We start from the raw sequence: 16,232 nt of genomic DNA on the forward strand, positions 1-16,232 counted from the left end.
CTGCGCCTCGACGACCGAGGCGCAGGTGGTTCCTTTTATTTGCTGAGAGCAACGACCGTTGGCGTCTTGTCCTGGAGTGGCCAGTGCCAGTCGCGGATTTCGGGGAGGTCGTCGCCGTGGTCGAGGATGTAGGCGTGGTGGCGTGCTCGCTGGTCGATCAGCCACTGGCGGAACTCGACCGCGCGTTGCGCCAGTCCGGGCACCCGGTCGATCACGTCCATCGCGAGGTGGAACCGGTCGAGGTCGTTGCGGACCACCATGTCGAACGGTGTCGTGGTCGTGCCTTCCTCCTTGTACCCGCGGACGTGCAGGTTGTCGTGCCCGGTACGCCGGTAGGTCAGCCGGTGGATCAGCCACGGATACCCGTGGTACGCGAAGACGACCGGCTTGTCGGTGGTGAAGAGCGCGTCGTACTCCGCGTCCGTCAACCCGTGTGGGTGCTCGGCGGCCGGCTGCAGACGCATCAGATCCACGACGTTGACGACCCGGATCTTCAGCTCCGGCAGGTGCTCGCGCAGCAGGCTGACCGCGGCGAGCGTCTCCAGGGTCGGTACGTCGCCGGCGCACGCCATCACGACGTCCGGCTCGCCCGCGTCGTTGCTGGCCCACGACCAGACACCCACCCCACGGGCACAGTGCAGCTCGGCCGACTCCTGGTCCAGCCAGCTCTCCTGCGGTTGCTTGCCTGCGACAATCACATTGATGTAGTCGTGGCTGGCAAGACAGTGGGCGGCGGTGGCCAGCAGGGTGTTCGTGTCCGGCGGCAGGTAGACGCGGATCACTTCGGCCTTCTTGTTCACGACGTGGTCGATGAAGCCGGGATCCTGGTGCGAGAAGCCGTTGTGGTCCTGTCGCCAGACGTGCGAGGTGAGCAGGTAGTTCAGGGACGGGATCGGCCGCCGCCACGGCAGCTTGCGGGTCACCTTCAGCCACTTGGCGTGCTGGTTGACCATCGAGTCGACCAGGTGCACGAAGGCCTCGTAGCAGGAGAACCAGCCGTGCCGGCCGGTGAGCAGATAGCCCTCGAGCCAGCCCTGACAGGTGTGTTCGCTGAGGATCTCCATCACCCGGCCGTCGACCGCGAGGTTTTCGTCGGTCGGCAGGACTTCGGCGTTCCAGGCCTTGCCGGTCACCTCGTAAAGGGCACCCAGCCGGTTGGAGGCCGTCTCGTCCGGCCCGAAGACCCGGAAGTTCTTCTGCTGGTCGTTGGCCTTCATGACATCACGTAGGTAATCGCCCAGCACGCGGGTCGGCTCGTGCGGACCGCTACCGGGATGCGGTACGTCGACGGCGTACGCCGACAGGTCCGGAAGCTCCAGGTCGCGGGAGAGCAGGCCGCCGTTGGCGTGCGGGTTGGAACCCATCCGCCGGTCGCCGTCCGGGACCTGGTCGAGCAGCTGCGGTACCGGCGTACCGGACTCGTCGAACAACTCGTCCGGTCGGTAGCTGCGCATCCATTCCTCGAGCAGCGCAAGGTGTTCCGGTGACTGCCGTACGCCGGACAGCGGCACCTGGTGAGCCCGCCACGTCCCCTCGATCAGGACGCCGTCGACCTCGTGCGGCCCGGTCCAGCCCTTCGGAGTCCGGAGCACGATCATCGGCCACGCGCGACGCGGTGCGGCAGCGTCGGCCTTGGCCTCGTTCTGGATGTCGGTGATCTCGTCGAGCACCCGGTCGAGCGTCGCGGCGAGGCTCTGATGCACCAGTTCGGGATCGTCACCGGCCACCAGGTACGGCCGGTAGCCGTAACCCTGCAGGAGATCGGTCAGCTCCTCGTCGCTGATGCGCGCGAGCACGGTCGGGTTGGCGATCTTGTAGCCGTTGAGGTGCAGGATCGGCAGTACTGCGCCGTCGGTGCGCGGGTCGATGAACTTGTTCGAGTGCCATGACGCCGCGAGCGGACCGGTCTCCGCCTCGCCGTCACCGATGACGCACGCGACGACGAGATCGGGGTTGTCCAGCACCGCGCCGTACGCGTGGCTGAGTGAGTAGCCCAGTTCGCCGCCCTCGTGGATGGAGCCGGGCAGCTCGGGAGCCACATGGCTCGGAATCCCGCCGGGGAAGGAGAACTGACGGAACAGGTGGTTCATCCCGTGCTCGTCGCGCGGTACGTCGGGGTAGGTCTCGCTGTAGCTGCCTTCGAGCCAGGTGTTCGCGGCGATCGCGGGTCCACCGTGGCCGGGGCCGATCACATACATCATGTTCAGGTCGCGCTGCTTGATCGCCCGGTTGAGGTGGACGTACAGCATGTTGAGGCCAGGCGTCGTACCCCAGTGCCCGAGCAGCCGCGGCTTGATGTCCTCGACTTGTAACGGCTTCCTCAGCAACGCGTTCCGGAGTAGATAGATCTGCCCTACGGACAGGTAGTTCGCCGCCCGCCAGTACGCGTCCAGCGCCGTAACTTCGGCGGTGGTCAAGGGTTTGTCTGCGACTTGCTCCATACCTGCTCCTCGGTCTGTTCGATCGGTACCTCCACCTTGTCGTTCGCCCGCTTCCCGCGGCAGGGCCAAAGGTCCACCCCGGCCGGGACACTGGTCAGGGACCGGCCCCGCGAGGTCGCGTGCCAGGACCTTTCAGTTGCTCGGTGCCGGTTGCAGTACGTCGGCCGGCCGGCCTCGGCGCTGAACCTTGCCGTGGGCGAGGACGATGATCTCGTCGAGGTCGTCCAGGTCTGCCAGGCGATGGGTGACGAGCAGGGTGGCGCGGCCGCGGGTGGCGGCGAGGATGTCGCGGGTGAGTTCGGCGGCGGTGGGCTCGTCGAGATGGGCGGTGGGTTCGTCGAGCAGCAGGACCCCGGGGTCGGCGAGCAGGGCGCGGGCCAGCGCGAGGCGTTGACGCTCGCCGCCGGAGAGTTGGTCGGCGCGTTCGCCGACGGTGGTGTCGAGGCCGTGTGGCTGCCGGCTGACCCACGCTCCGAGCCGGGCCTGCCGCAGAGCGCTCATCAGTTCGGTGTCGGTGGCATCGGGTTTGCCGATGAGCAGGTTGTTCCGGATCGTGGTGTCGAACAGGTGGTCGTCCTGGGCACAGACGACGACCTGGCGCCGGAACGCGTTCTCGTCCAACTCGGTCAGCGGGCGCCCGCCGTAGGTGACCGTTCCGTGTTCGGTCGCCAGGAAGCCCGCCAGGGTTGCGATCAAGGTGCTCTTGCCGGCACCGCTCTCGCCGACCACAGCGATCCGGCGGCCCGGGTCCAGCCGCAGGCTGATGTCCTGCAGGGTGGGCTGCGAAGCCCCCGGCCAGCGAGCAGCAGCGCCGGCGAGCTTCAAGGTATGACCGATGACATCCTTGTTGCCCCAGGCAACGGATGGCCGGGGTAGTTCTTCCAGCGCGCGGAGCCGGTCGACCGCCCGCAGACCACGAACCAGGTGCTGGGCCGCGGCAGGCAGGGAGTTGGTCAGTTCGAAAGCGGCCAGTGGCGTCAACGCAAGAACAGCAAGCTGTACGCCGGGCAGCTGCCCCGCGCGCACAGCCTGTACTCCGACCAGGAGCTCGCCCACCACCGTCAACGCCAGCGCTGTCGCACCGACCGCCGCACCCACACCGGCGCCGGCAGCCGACCGCCGCGCCAGCGAGGTCAGCTTCCGGTCATGCCCGGCGATCCGGTCGAGCGCCGACGCGGCTGCGCCATAAGCAATCAGGTCGGCGGCGCCGGTCAGCAGTTCGTGCACCGGATCGGTGAGAGCCGCCCGCGCAGGGGCCAGTCTGCGCTCGGCCCGGCCCGCCACCGACAAGGTGATCGCCGGCGCGGCCAAACCCGCCACCAACAAGCCGATGAGCAGGACAAGCCCAGCAGCCGGCAGCAACGCGCCGAGCAGCGCCACGGTCGCCGTACCGGTGATCACCGCGACGGCGATGGGCAGCGCCGCGCGGACCAGCAGATCCTGCACCGCCTCGACGTCGCCGACCAGATTGGCGAGGACGTCGCCGGAGCGGAGTTTGCCGAGGCCGGCCGGTGCGGCCCGGTCCAGGTCGATCCAGGCTTGGACGCGGGTCCGGGCGAGTACGCGGAACGCGGCGTCGTGGCCGACCAGGCGTTCGGCGTACCGGAGGGCGCCGCGGCCGATGCCGAAGGCACGGACAGCGACGATCGCGACGCTCAGATAGAGCACCGGTGGCTGTTGGGCCGCCCGTGAGATCAGCCAGCCGGATGTCGCCATCAAGCCGATGGAGCAACCGAGCGCCAGTGAGCCGAGTACAGCGGCTGCTAGGAGCCGCCATGCTTCGGGGCGTGCGATCCGAAGGAGCCAGCGCAGGGAGGTCATGCCGCCACCGCCGCGGGCGCGAGTTCAACGACATGATCGCAAAGGCTCAGCAGCGCGGTTCGGTGCGTGACCAGTACTACGGTGCGCCCGGCCAAGGCGGTCGGCAAAGTGCTGAGCAGGTCGTGTTCCGTCTCCGGATCGACGCCTTCGGTCGGTTCGTCGAGCAACAACAGGGGAGCGTCGAGCAGCAGGGCGCGAGCCAGCGCGATCCGGCGGCGTTGACCGCTCGAAAGACCGTTGCCGCGCTCACCGACCACCTTCTCCAGCGGTACGTCGACGCGGGCTGCCTGAGCGGCGCGCCGGACGGCGAGTTCGTCGGCGTACGGGCGGCCCAGCCTGATGTTCTCGAATACCGTGCCGGCGAAGAGCACCGGATCCTGGCCGAGCCAGGCAACCTGGGACCGCCACCCGGCCGGGTCGGCGGTCTGGAGGTCGATGCCGCCGACAACTACTCGGCCGCTGTCCGGCCGGACGAAGCCGAGCAGTACGGCGAGCAGCGTGGACTTTCCGCAGCCGCTCGGGCCGAGGATGCCGGTGACCTTCCCGGCCGGGATGGTCAGCGAGAGACCGTCGAGGGCGGCCCCGTCGCGATCGTTGCCCGCGACTACCACTTGGTCCAGCTCGATCGTCCGGTCGGCTTCGACGGACTCGGTGCCGACCTCGGCGACCTCGTGGTCGAGGACCGAGAAGACCTGCTCGGCGGCAGCGAGGCCTTCGGCGCTGGCGTGGTAGTGCGCTCCCAGCAGTCGCAGCGGCAGGTAGGCCTCGGGTGCCAGGATCAGCACCAGCAACGCGGTCTGTAGATCGAGGCGGCCGTCGACCAGCCGGAGACCGACCGAGACGGCAACGAGAGCGACGGACAAGGTCGCGAGCAGTTCCAGTACCAACGACGACAGGAAGGCGATGCGCAGCGACGACAGCGTGGCCTTGCGTTGCTTGTCGGCCAGTCTCTCGATGGTGACGAGCTGCGCCCGCGAGCGGCCGAACGCCTTCAGGGTGCCCACGCCGGCCAGGACATCGAGGAAGTGGTGGGCGAGGAGTTGGAGCGCGGTCCATTGCCTCGCCATCAGCTGTTTGGTGGTCAGGCCGACCAGGATCATGAAGATCGGCACCAGCGGCAGGGTGATGACGACGATGGAGGCGCTCAGCCAGTCGGCCGCGAACATCCGCCCGGCCACGACCATTGGGACGAAGCAGACCAGCACCAACTGCGGCAAGTAGCGCGAGAAGTAGTCGTCCAGGGCATCGATTCCGCGGGTCGCCAGTGTGGTCAGCTCGCCGCTGCGTTCGCCGGTCAACCAGCGCGGGCCGAGCTGGACGACCTTGTGCAGCAGGCGCATCCGGAGCTCCGACTTCACCGCCGCCGAGCAGTGGTGGGCCGTCACCTCGGTGACCCAGGCGAGCAACGCCCGGGTCACCAGGGTGATGGTGAGCAACGTCAGCCGCCCGCTGAGATCGCTCAAGCCCGCGCCGTGCAGGAAGGCGTCCGTGATGATCGACGCCAGCAGCCACGCCTGGGTCAAGATCACCACGGCCTGACCGGCGCCGATCAGGACCGACAGCGTGAGGAAGACGCGAGTGGTCTTCGCATAGCGCAGCAGACGCGGGTCGATGGCAGGCATCAGCTGGTGACCTTCTCGGCCGGCTGATAGATGTCGGTGCGACCGAGGCGCTTGCGGAACACCCAGTAGGTGTAGCCCTGGTAGGCGAGGACCACCGGGGTGAAGATCACGGCGACCCAGGTCATGATCGTCAGCGTGTAGTGGGTCGACGCGGCGTTGACCGTGGTCAGGCTGAAGGCAGCATCGGTTGTCGACGGCAACACGTTCGGGTAGAGCGTGGTGAACAGCGTGGCGGCTGCCAAGGCGATCGTGGCCGCCGTACCGAGGAAGGCCCAGCCCTCCCGACCGAACCGCGATGCGGCCAGCGCACCGACCAGGCAGAGGGCGGCAGCCAGGGCGAGCGTCCAGGTGAGCGCTGAGCCGTCGAAGGCTTGCGTCCAGCCGAGGAAGCCGGCGGCTGCGACCACAGTGGCGAGACCGATCGGCGGCACCAGCTTCAGGGCCCGGTCGTGCACCTCGCCATGGGTCTTCAGTGCAAGGAAGATCGCGCCGTGCAAGGCGAAGAGCAGCAGGGTGGTGACGCCGCCCAGGAGCGCGTAGGGATTGAGGAGAGTGAAGAAGTTCCCGGCGTACTCGTGATCGGCACCCATCGGCACACCACGCACGATGTTGGCCAGGGCGACACCCCAGAGCAGAGCCGGTACTGCGCTGCTGCCGACGATCACCAGATCCCAGCGGCGGTGCCAGGTCGCGTCGTCGAGCTTGCCGCGGTACTCGAGCGCGATGCCGCGGAGGATCAGTGCGACCAGGATGATGAGCAAGGCGAGGTAGAAACCGGAGAACAAGGTCGCGTACCAGAACGGGAAGGCCGCGAAGGTCGCGCCGCCGGCGACCAGGAGCCAGACCTCGTTGCCGTCCCAGACCGGGCCGATGGTGCGCAGCGTGACCTTGCGGTCGACGGCGTCCCGGCCGACGACCGGGAGCAGCATGCCGACACCGAAGTCGAAACCTTCGAGGACGAGATAGCCGGTCCAGAGAACGGCGATGAGCAGGAACCAGATATCAGTGAGTGCCACCGGAGTGCTCCTCAGTACAGGAAGGCCGGTTCAGCGGCCTCCGGGTCGGACGGCTCGGTCGTCTCCGCGGGAACCTCGCGGGCGAAGCGGAGCAGCAGGAAGACCTCGACCACCGCGAGTACGCCGTACAGGAGGGTGAGGACGATCAGGGAGGTCAGCACGCTGCCGGCACCGACGCTGGGGGAGACGCCGTCGCGGGTCTGCATCAGCCCGAAGACGATCCAGGGCTGGCGGCCCATCTCGGTGAAGATCCAACCGAGGCTGTTTCCGAGCAGCGGCAGCAGCGGTACCGCGAGAGCCGCGCGGATCAGCCACTTGGTGGACTTTCGTTGCCTGCGGAGCTGCCACAGGGCGAGCAGGGCAATCGCTGCCGTCAGTACTCCGGCCAGGATCATGAAGCGGAAGGTCCAGTAGGTCAGCGGCACGTTGGGCTTGTACGAGCCGGGACCGAAGCGCTGTTCGTACGCGGTCTGCAGGTTGTTGATGCCCTCGACCTTGCCGTTCCAGGTGCTGGTCGCCAGGAAGGACAGGCCGTGCGGGACCTTGAGCGACCAGACCTCCTTGCTGCCGTCGAGCGAGCCGATCGTGAGGATGGAGAACGGCGCCGGGGCCGAGGTGTCGTACAGGGCTTCCGCGGCGGCCATCTTCATCGGCTGGGTGTCGGTCATGATCTTGGCCTGGATGTCACCGGTGATCATCAGCGCGGCGGCCGCGACGAGAGTCGTGATCGCACCCAGCTTCACGGCGGGCCGGAACAGGCTGCCGTTCTCGCCGGGTCGGCGCAGCAGGTGCCACATCGCGATCCCGAGCATGAAGGCGCCGGCGGTCAGTAAGCTGGCCGCGATGGTGTGCGGGTAGGTGGCCAGCACCACCTTGTTGGTGAGTACCGCGCCGAAGTCGTGCAGTTCGGCCCGGCCGGTCGCGGAGTTGTAGGTGTAGCCGCGCGGCCACTGCATCCAGGAGTTGGCGGCCAGGATGAAGTACGCCGACAGCTGGGTGCCGATGGCAACGAGCCAGATCGATGCCAGGTGCACCTTCTTCGGCAACCGGTCCCAGCCGAAGATCCACAGGCCGAGGAAGGTCGACTCGAGGAAGAACGCGAGCAGCCCCTCGATCGCCAGCGGCGCCCCGAAGATGTCGCCGACGAACTTCGAGTAGGAGCTCCAGTTCATCCCGAACTGGAACTCCTGGACGATCCCGGTCACCACGCCGATGGCGAAGTTGATCAGGAACAGCTTTCCCCAGAACTGCGTCATCCGCCGGTACTGCTGCTTCCCGGTCCGGTACCACGCGGTATGCAGGCCCGCGACCAGCGCGGACATCCCAATCGTGATCGGCACGAACAGGAAGTGGTACACGGTGATGATCCCGAACTGCCACCGGGCAAGGTCTATGGCATCCATGCCCCCGACGCTCCCAGTCCGGGCCGCTGATCTCCCAGAGCCAAAGGTCCTGCACCGGAGGGACCCTCAGACCCTGTCCCGGTGGCGCGGTGCCGGGGTGGACTGGACGGAACGTGGTCGAGCAGCAGAGGAGTCCGGTCCATGACGACAGCGGACGCGACAACGCCGTTGGAAGCCGGCGCGGTCGGCTGGGACGTGCTGGCAGCCGACGGCTCGGTCGTGCATCTGCGGCCGATCTGTCGTGCGGACGAGCCCGCCCTGAAGGCGATCAACCACCGGGTCTCGGACCGGTCCATCTACCTCCGGTTCTTCGCGCTCAGCCGGTTGAACGCCGACGAGCACACGCATCATCTGGTCGGTGCCGATCCCGAGCACGGGTACGTCGCGCTGGTGGCCGAACTGGACGGTGCGGTGGTCGGAGTTGCCAGCTACGAGCCGATGCGCGCCGACGAGGCGGAGATGGCCTTCCTCGTCGACGACGCGGTGCACGGCCGCGGTATCGGGACGCTGCTGCTGGAGCAACTAGCGGCCGTCGCGCGTGAGCGGGGGATCCGGAAGCTGCATGCGGACACGCTGGCCGAGAACGCGCCGATGCTCAGGCTCTTCCTCGATTCGGGTTTCCGCGAGGTGCACCAGCTGGACAGTGGCCTGGTGGAGCTGACGCTCGACACGGAGTACGACGTACGCACCCTGGACAAGATGGCCGAGCGGGAGAGCATCGCCGAGTCGCGGTCCTTGAAGCCGGTACTCGCGCCCAGCAGCATCGCTGTGATCGGTGCCGGTCGCCGCGCCGGCGGGATCGGCCACGAGGTGCTGCGGAACCTGGCGGACAGCGGCTTCACCGGCCGGCTGTACGCCGTCAACCCGAACGCGGACCAGATCGCCGGGATCACCGCATTTCCTACGGTCACCGACATCCCCGAGCCGGTCGACCTCGCGGTGATCGCGGTACCCGCCGCTCAGGTTGCGCGCGTGGTCGAGGAGTGCGGGCAGTACGGCGTCGGCGGAGCCGTCGTCCTGACCTCCGGCTTCTCCGAGCTCGGAGCCGATGGCCGGCAGGCCCAGCAGGAGCTGCTGGAGCTCGCGCGCCGGCACAGCCTGCGGTTGATTGGCCCGAACTGTCTCGGCATCGTCAACACCGACCCCGCTGTCCGGCTGGACGCGACGTTCGCGAACATCCGCCCGACGGCCGGTTCGCTGGCGCTCGCCGCGCAGTCCGGTGCGGTAGGTATCGCCGTACTCGACCATGCCACCAGGGTCGGGCTCGGTATCTCCGAGTTCGTCTCCCTCGGCAACAAAGTAGATGTCAGCGGCAACGACCTGCTGCTGCACTGGTGGCACGACCCACGGACCGACGTGATCGGCTTGTACCTCGAGTCTTTCGGCAACCCGCGTAAGTTCGGCCGGCTCGCCCGGCTGGTCGGGCGGAGCAAGCCGGTGCTGGTGGTCAAGGGTGGCCGGTCGACCGGTGGCCGCCGCGCCGGAGCGTCGCACACTGCTGCAGCGGCGACCCCCGACACCGCCGTGGACGCGTTGTTCGAGCAGTCGGGTGTGCTGCGGATGGAGACGCTGGAGGAGTTGGTCGACACGGCCCGTGTGCTGTCCGGCCGACCGCTGCCGGCGGGCCGTCGACTGGGGATCGTAGGCAATGCGGGCGGTGCCGGAGTACTGGCCGCTGATGCTGCGAGCGCCATCGATCTCGAGGTGCCGGAGTTCAGCGCCACCACGATGAGCGAGCTGGTCGAGGTGACCGGGGCTGTCGGCGCCGGCAACCCGGTCGACCTGGGCGCGGCGGCGACACCGCAGACGCTGGAACACGCGATCCGGATCGTCCTGGCCAGCGGCGAAGTGGACGCCGTACTGGTCACCTACGCTGCCACCCGGGCGGGCGACCTCGACGCGACGTACGCCGCGATTGCGCGTGCGGCAACCGGCGCGACCGTTCCGATCCTCGTCAACTGCCTCGGCGCGTCCGAAGCGCCGGCACAGATCACGCTGGCGGACGGATCGAGTCTGCCCGTCTATGCGTTCCCCGAGACGGCCGTCCGAGCGCTCGGACATGCGGTCCGGTACGCCGCCTGGCGGACCCGGCCACAGGGCGTCGTACCGGCGGTGGACGGGGTCGACCGGGACGGGGCGCGGGCGATCGTCCGGCACTTCCTGAACAGCCATCCGGACGGTGGCTGGCTCGACCCGGCTCGTGCCGAGCAGTTGATGTTGTGCGCTGGGATCCCGGTGGTGGCCGCGCTGGCAGCCGCGACGAGGGACGCGGCGCTGGAAGCGGGGCAGCGGGTCGGCTATCCCCTCGTCCTGAAGACCGCGGCGGCCGGCATCGTGCACAAGACCGATGTCGGCGGAGTCCGACTGGGGCTGCAGACACCCGCCGAACTCGATCACGCGTATGCCGAGTTGACGGCCGCGGTCGGCGATCCGCACGTGGTGGTCCAGGCGATGGCCTCGCCCGGAGTGGAACTCGTGGCCGGTCTGGTCCGGGACCCGTTGTTCGGTCCGGTGCTGATGGTCGGCAGCGGTGGAGTACTCACCGATCTGATGGCGGACCGGCGGTGGCGAGGACTGCCGCTGACCGACCTTGACGCTGCGGAAATGCTCCGGTCGTTGCGGTGTGCGCCCTTGCTGGCCGGCTATCGCGGAAGCGCAGGCGCCGACGAAGCCGCAGTACTGGATGTCCTGCACCGGATCGCCTGGCTCGCCGAAGCGGTCCCCGAACTCGCCGAGCTGGACATCAACCCGCTGACTGCCGCCCCGATCGGAGCCGTCGCCGTCGACGTGAAGCTCCGCTTGGCTCCGGCCGACCCCGAACCGGACTGGAACGCCCGCCACCTCCGCTGAACCCACTACGGCCGCTCCGCGTCCAGGGAGCAACGGCCTGGCCGGAGGCGACGAAGGTCCTGCGCGAGTGGTGTGTTTGGGCCCTGCCCGGACGGGGGTGGGGCGAGGAGATTCGGAGTGACAGACAAATCCTCAGACCCTTGGAGGTCGACCGACCATGAAGGCGCTTGTTTACAACGGGCCTGGGCAGCGGAGTTGGCACGAGGTGCCGGATCCGGTGATCCAGGACCCTGAGGATGCGATCGTGCGGGTGGATGCCGTCACGATTTGTGGCACTGATCTGCACATCTTGAAGGGTGACGTTCCGACCGTCGAGCGTGGCCGGATCCTGGGGCACGAGGCGGTCGGGACGATCCTGTCTGTCGGCGACGGTGTCCGGGGCGTCGTGGTGGGGGACCGGGTGCTGATCTCGTGCATCAGCTCTTGCGGGCGTTGTGAGTACTGCCGCAAGGGCCGGTACGGGCAGTGTCTGGGTGGTGGCGGCTGGATCCTGGGCCATCTGATCGACGGCACGCAGGCCGAGAAGGTCCGGGTCCCGTTCGCGGACCGCTCGGTCTACAAGCTGCCCGACAACGTCAGCAACGAGTCGGCCCTGTTGCTGGCCGACATCCTGCCCACGTCGTACGAGGTCGGCACGTTGGCCGGGCAGGTCACTCCTGGTGACACCGTCGTCATCGTCGGGGCCGGGCCGATCGGACTGGCGGCCGTGACCACCAGCAAGCTGTACAGCCCGTCGAGCGTGATCGTGATCGATTCCGCCCCGGCCCGGCAGAAGGCCGCGCTGGACCACGGCGCCGACCTGGCATTCGGCCCGGAGGACGACGTGGTCGAGACGATCAGGGAGCTGACCGGTGGTCTGGGCGCCGAGGTCGCGATCGAGGCGGTCGGCGTACCGGCCACCTTCGAGTTGTGCACGCAGGTGATCCGGCCGGGTGGCCGGGTCGCGAACGTCGGTGTTCACGGTGCTCCGGCGACGCTGCATCTGGAAGACCTGTGGATCAAGGACGTGACGATCACCACGGGTCTGGTCGACACCTGGACCACGCCGCGGTTGTTGTCGATGCTGGCCGCGGGCCGGTTGTCGATGCCGGGTCTGATCACGCACCGGTTCGGCCTGGACGAGATGCAGGACGCGTACGACGTGTTCTCGCGGGCCGGCGAGACCGGCGCGCTGAAGGTGGCGCTGTTCAGCGACGAGTCCAAGGATCTCAAGGGCTGAGCCGATGCTCGAACCCACCGGTCACGACCGCGACGCGCTGCTCCGGGCAGCCGTCGCGGCGCCCTCGATGCACAACACCCAGCCGTGGAAGTTCCGCTTCGCCGGCAGCGTGATCGAGGTGCATCGTGACCGGGACCGGGAGTTGCCGGCTGAGGACCCGGACCGCCGGATGCTCCATCTCTCGCTGGGCGCGGCCGTCTTCAACCTTCGGGTGGAGGCGGCCCGCCTGGCGTACGGCACGATCGTGCGGACGGTGCTCGACCGCGCCCGGCCGGACCTGGTGGCCGAGATCGAGCTGTCCAGGGGTGGAGCGGAAGCCGAAGAACTCCATCGGCTGGCGCCGGCGATCTGGCTCCGGCGTACCAACCGCTTCCCGTACACCGATCAACCGGTACCGGCCGAGTTGCGCCGGCTGCTCAACCTGACCGCGGGCCTGGAAGGCGCCGAGCTGCAATGGCTGGACCAGGCAGCCCGGCTCAACTGGTTGCATCTGGCAACAGCTGACGCCGGCCAGACGGATGACTACAGCTTGGCGCGCTCGCAGGAGCGGCGACTCTGGGTCGGAGGTGCGCGGTCGGCCGACGGTGTGCCGTCCAGTGCGCTGGGTCCCCGCCCCGATCGCCCGGCGGCACCGGTGCGGGACCTGGCGGCCACCCCGGCGGATACCGGTAGACGGTCGGCGGCCTTCGAGCGCTCCCCGCAGCTTGCCATTCTGGCCACCAGGCGCGACGGCCCGGCGGAATGGCTGCGGGCCGGCCAGGCGATGGAACGACTGTTGCTGGAGGCAACGGCTGCCGGGCTCGCCACCTCGTTGCTCAACCAGGCGATCGAACACGACAACCTGCGCTGGCTGCTGCACGAGCCACTCGGCGTCTGGACCCGCCCCCAGGCCGTGATCCGGTTCGGCTACGGCCCCGCCGTACCGGCCACCCCGCGCCGCCCGATCACCGACGTCCTGCTGTCCTGAACCGCGTCCAGCCGATCAGCTGAGGTTGTGCTCCCCGGCGTGTTTCAGCAGGTTGGCGGTTGCTTCCCAGAGGTGGTGCTCGCGGCTGGGGTTGTGAGCGATCGGCTGTACTTCGGTCAGCTTGGTCTTCAGGACGAAGGCGCCGTCCCGCAGCTCTGCCCAGGTGTCGTCGAGGGCCATTGCGGCCAACAAGGGGCCTGAGCGCAATGGTGTCGAGGCGCCCGGAATCCGGCCCAGGGCGCGGCTGATCGCCTGCAGCGCCTTCGGGGCGCCGCGACCGAGTGCGGTGCCAGGCATCCAGCCCGGTTCGAACACCGACACGTTGATGCCCGCGCCGACGCGGCGCTGCAGTTCGTGGGCGTAGTACAGGATTGCCAGCTTGGCGTTGGAGTACGCGATGCCGGAGGCGGCCATGCCTGGAGCCTGCTCGCCGGTGGCCGGGCGGGCTAGCTCGAAAGGGTCGGCCCAGTCAGCCTCGGGCACGTGCAAGAGCTTGCGCCAGAAGTTGGCGTGATAGGTGTTCGAGCCGAGCAGCACGACGCGCGCCGGGGCGGTGAACGAGCCGAGCAGGTCGCCGATGAGCTGGGCGTGAGCGAGGTAGTTGACGGCAAAGGTCATCTCGTAGCCGTCAGCTGAGGCGCGCCGGGTGTCGGGGGACATGGTGCCGGCGTTGGCGACCAGAGCACGCAGCGGTCGTACGGCACCCGCGGCAAGAGCATCGCGCGCGGTGGCAGCAGCGGCACGGACGTCGGCCAGGCTGGCGAGGTCGCAGCCGATCTCGTGCACGCGTGCTCCCAGGGCACGCGTCTCTTCGGCGACCGCCGTCAGGTCGCGCCCGGCGCGGCCGACCAGGAGCAGGTCAGGTCGGTGCCCGTCCGGGCGGCCCGCCATGGACAGCGCGGCGTGGCGGCCCAGGTTGCGGGTCGGGCCGGTGATCAGAACAGTTCCGGGTTCGGTCATACCCGCAGCCTGCGAGAACTGCCGGGCGGCAACCAGTCGTCCGGTTTTCGTAGGACTGGCAGGGCCAGGACAACCCGTGCGGGCTCGCGCACACTGGAGCCTGTGCAGACGTGGGAGTTCGGCCGGACGGTACGCCGATGGCGCGACCGGGTGGCGCCCGAGTCCGTCGGCGTACCGGTGGGCCGCCGACGCCGGGCCACCGGGCTGCGCCGAGAGGAGCTGGCTGCCCTCGCCGGCATCTCGGCCGACTACCTGACCCGTCTCGAGCAGGGACGCGCAACGGCACCATCGGTGCAGGTCGTGGAGTCACTGGCCCGGGCGCTGCGCCTGACCGACGCTGAACGCGACCTGCTCTACCGGCTCGCCGGACACGCCGCACCCGGCCCGGACATCGTGCCGTCCCGGCTCACTCGAAGCGTGCAACGGCTGCTCGACCGGCTCTCGCACACCCCGGTGGTCGTCTACGACGCCAGCTGGACCCTCGTGCTGGCCAACGCGCCGTACGACGCGCTCATGGGCGACACGACCACCTGGCACGGCCTGGAACGCAACGCCGTCTGGCGCAACGTCACCCGTCTGCCCTCAAGGGTCGTGCACACCCCAGAGGAGCAAGCTGAGCACGAGGCCCGGCTCGTGGCCGACCTGCGCCTGACCGCTTCGCGCTACCCGGCCGACCGGGCGCTGCGGCGCTTGATCGCCGACCTGATCGCCGGCAGTCCACGGTTCGCCGAGCTGTGGGATGCCGAGGCGCCGCCGCCTCCGGCCGAACCGTCCCGGCGCAAGACCATCGACCACCCGGCGGTCGGCCCGATCACCCTCGACTGCGACACCCTGCTCGTCACCATGGACGACTTACGCATCACCGTTTACACCGCCGAGCCCGGTACCGAAGACGCCGACCGTCTCGACCTCGCCGTCGTCCTGGGTACCCAGTCGCTACAGCTGTGACCTCGCCCATCAACCCGCCACACCCGACGACCTCGCCCCGCTTCGGAGCACGTCGTACTGCGGCGGTGGGAGCGGCGGCTAGTGGCCGGCCAGGTCGGCTACGACGGGGGCGAGGGTTTCGGCGAAGTCGGCGCCGATGACGAAGTAGGAGAAGCCGATTTCCTCGCGGCGGCGCTGGATTTCTTCGGTGGCTGCTGCGGGGTCGCTCGGCAGGATGAGAAGGGAATCGGCTGCACGAAGGGCCGCGGTGTCGAGGTTGGGTGCCGCCATGAACGGAGCCACACCGTCACCGACGGCGGCGACGTGCAGGGCGAGTTCGATGTCCCGGCCGCCCGCGAAGTCGCGGACCCGGCTCGTGGTTTCGGCCCGGTCGTCGTCCGCCGGGAGGACGAAGGTGACCGCGTCGGCGACTTCGAGCGCCAGCGCCTGCGACTTCGGTCCGCTCACCGCCATGACGACCGGTGTGTGCAGCTCGGGGCCGTCGAACTCCCGCAGGGCGGTCACGGTCTCGCGCATCCTGGCACGACGGTCAGCGTGGGAGACGGCTGGCAGCCCCAGTTCGACCTCGATGCCTGGCCGGCCGGCGCCGATGCCCATTTCGAAGCGGCCTTCGGTGAGTACCGACAGCGAGTGAGCCTCCCATGCTGTGCTCCACGGCTGGCGCAGCGCGGAGGCGTAGACCCACGAGCCGATCCGCAGGTCGGTGAGCGCGGCCGCGGTGGCCAAGGTGGGAGCAAGCGTCGGCTGCCAGGTCGGAACGTCGGGCATCAGCAAGGTCGAGTAGCCGCTGTCGGCGATCCGGCGCACGCGGTCTCGCCAGGTCGGCAGGTCTGAATCGACCGGCGCGACGACACCGAAGCGGAAAGGTCTGGTAACTCGGCCGGTCTGGTCGCTCATCGTGGTTCTCCCTCGACTCTGGTTCCTTTGCCCACTCCACGAACCCGCTGCCTGGAATCCGACAACCCGCGCCGAGGAATTCCAGATT

The 16,232-nt window shown here is 68.8% G+C and carries 11 protein-coding genes; 4 read left to right on the top strand and 7 right to left on the bottom strand.

All coding sequences use genetic code 11. From position 1 onward, the window contains the following. Positions 1-35: 35 nt before the first annotated feature. From DIZ26_RS03930 to DIZ26_RS03950, 5 genes are all read right to left on the bottom strand, one after another. Complete coding sequence (locus tag DIZ26_RS03930; protein ID WP_112237802.1) at positions 36-2,441, bottom strand: phosphoketolase family protein; 2,406 nt, start codon at positions 2,439-2,441, stop codon at positions 36-38. A gap of 132 nt (positions 2,442-2,573) precedes the next feature. Then, positions 2,574-4,262 carry a thiol reductant ABC exporter subunit CydC gene (cydC, locus tag DIZ26_RS03935; RefSeq protein WP_112237804.1) on the bottom strand — a complete coding sequence of 563 codons (1,689 nt, stop codon included), beginning with the start codon at positions 4,260-4,262 and terminating at the stop codon, positions 2,574-2,576. Beyond that, a complete protein-coding gene (gene cydD, locus DIZ26_RS03940; protein ID WP_112237806.1) occupies positions 4,259-5,884 on the bottom strand; it encodes a thiol reductant ABC exporter subunit CydD in 1,626 nt (541 codons plus the stop codon). The genes cydC and cydD overlap by 4 nt, the downstream gene beginning before the upstream one ends. Further along, a complete protein-coding gene (cydB, locus tag DIZ26_RS03945) occupies positions 5,884-6,900 on the bottom strand; it encodes a cytochrome d ubiquinol oxidase subunit II (RefSeq protein WP_112237808.1) in 1,017 nt (338 codons plus the stop codon). The genes cydD and cydB overlap by 1 nt, the downstream gene beginning before the upstream one ends. 11 nt (positions 6,901-6,911) lie before the next feature. Next, the gene (locus tag DIZ26_RS03950) at positions 6,912-8,303 is read right to left on the bottom strand and encodes a cytochrome ubiquinol oxidase subunit I (protein ID WP_112237810.1); all 1,392 of its coding nucleotides are present in this window, start codon (positions 8,301-8,303) and stop codon (positions 6,912-6,914) included. Between the two features lie 141 nt (positions 8,304-8,444). On the opposite strand from DIZ26_RS03950, the gene DIZ26_RS03955 reads away from it, so the two are divergent. The 3 genes from DIZ26_RS03955 to DIZ26_RS03965 all read left to right on the top strand — a co-directional run bounded on the left by DIZ26_RS03955 (position 8,445) and on the right by DIZ26_RS03965 (position 13,339). After that, positions 8,445-11,153 carry a bifunctional acetate--CoA ligase family protein/GNAT family N-acetyltransferase gene (locus DIZ26_RS03955; protein WP_112237812.1) on the top strand — a complete coding sequence of 903 codons (2,709 nt, stop codon included), beginning with the start codon at positions 8,445-8,447 and terminating at the stop codon, positions 11,151-11,153. Positions 11,154-11,310: 157 nt separating this feature from the next. Beyond that, entirely contained in the window at positions 11,311-12,372 is a 1,062-nt protein-coding gene (locus DIZ26_RS03960; protein WP_112237814.1) for an alcohol dehydrogenase catalytic domain-containing protein, read from the top strand. Between the two features lie 4 nt (positions 12,373-12,376). After that, positions 12,377-13,339 (top strand): Acg family FMN-binding oxidoreductase, encoded by a 963-nt coding sequence (locus DIZ26_RS03965; protein WP_112237816.1) that lies wholly within the window; start codon positions 12,377-12,379, stop codon positions 13,337-13,339. A gap of 15 nt (positions 13,340-13,354) precedes the next feature. Here DIZ26_RS03965 and DIZ26_RS03970 read toward each other — a convergent pair whose 3' ends face one another. Continuing rightward, positions 13,355-14,299 carry an SDR family NAD(P)-dependent oxidoreductase gene (locus DIZ26_RS03970; RefSeq protein ID WP_112237818.1) on the bottom strand — a complete coding sequence of 315 codons (945 nt, stop codon included), beginning with the start codon at positions 14,297-14,299 and terminating at the stop codon, positions 13,355-13,357. 102 nt (positions 14,300-14,401) lie between these two features. On the opposite strand from DIZ26_RS03970, the gene DIZ26_RS03975 reads away from it, so the two are divergent. Then, positions 14,402-15,247, top strand: a complete 846-nt coding sequence (locus DIZ26_RS03975; protein WP_112237820.1) for a helix-turn-helix transcriptional regulator — start codon at positions 14,402-14,404, stop codon at positions 15,245-15,247. Between the two features lie 78 nt (positions 15,248-15,325). On the opposite strand, the gene DIZ26_RS03980 is transcribed toward DIZ26_RS03975, so the two are convergent. Then, the gene (locus DIZ26_RS03980) at positions 15,326-16,144 is read right to left on the bottom strand and encodes an LLM class flavin-dependent oxidoreductase (protein WP_112237823.1); all 819 of its coding nucleotides are present in this window, start codon (positions 16,142-16,144) and stop codon (positions 15,326-15,328) included. Positions 16,145-16,232: the final 88 nt, after the last annotated feature.

This window comes from Kribbella monticola (assembly GCF_003261635.1).
GTDB classification, from domain to species: domain Bacteria; phylum Actinomycetota; class Actinomycetes; order Propionibacteriales; family Kribbellaceae; genus Kribbella; species Kribbella monticola.

What these genes read in the sequence shown, in the direction of transcription:
- DIZ26_RS03965 (WP_112237816.1), top strand. Translation starts at nt 12,377, where the DNA reads ATGCTCGAACCCACCGGTCACGACCGCGACGCGCTGCTCCGGGCAGCC.
- DIZ26_RS03970 (WP_112237818.1), bottom strand. Translation starts at nt 14,299, where the DNA reads ATGACCGAACCCGGAACTGTTCTGATCACCGGCCCGACCCGCAACCTG.
- DIZ26_RS03980 (WP_112237823.1), bottom strand. Translation starts at nt 16,144, where the DNA reads ATGAGCGACCAGACCGGCCGAGTTACCAGACCTTTCCGCTTCGGTGTC.
- DIZ26_RS03930 (WP_112237802.1), bottom strand. Translation starts at nt 2,441, where the DNA reads ATGGAGCAAGTCGCAGACAAACCCTTGACCACCGCCGAAGTTACGGCG.
- DIZ26_RS03950 (WP_112237810.1), bottom strand. Translation starts at nt 8,303, where the DNA reads ATGGATGCCATAGACCTTGCCCGGTGGCAGTTCGGGATCATCACCGTG.
- DIZ26_RS03960 (WP_112237814.1), top strand. Translation starts at nt 11,311, where the DNA reads ATGAAGGCGCTTGTTTACAACGGGCCTGGGCAGCGGAGTTGGCACGAG.
- DIZ26_RS03955 (WP_112237812.1), top strand. Translation starts at nt 8,445, where the DNA reads ATGACGACAGCGGACGCGACAACGCCGTTGGAAGCCGGCGCGGTCGGC.
- cydD (WP_112237806.1), bottom strand. Translation starts at nt 5,884, where the DNA reads ATGCCTGCCATCGACCCGCGTCTGCTGCGCTATGCGAAGACCACTCGC.
- cydC (WP_112237804.1), bottom strand. Translation starts at nt 4,262, where the DNA reads ATGACCTCCCTGCGCTGGCTCCTTCGGATCGCACGCCCCGAAGCATGG.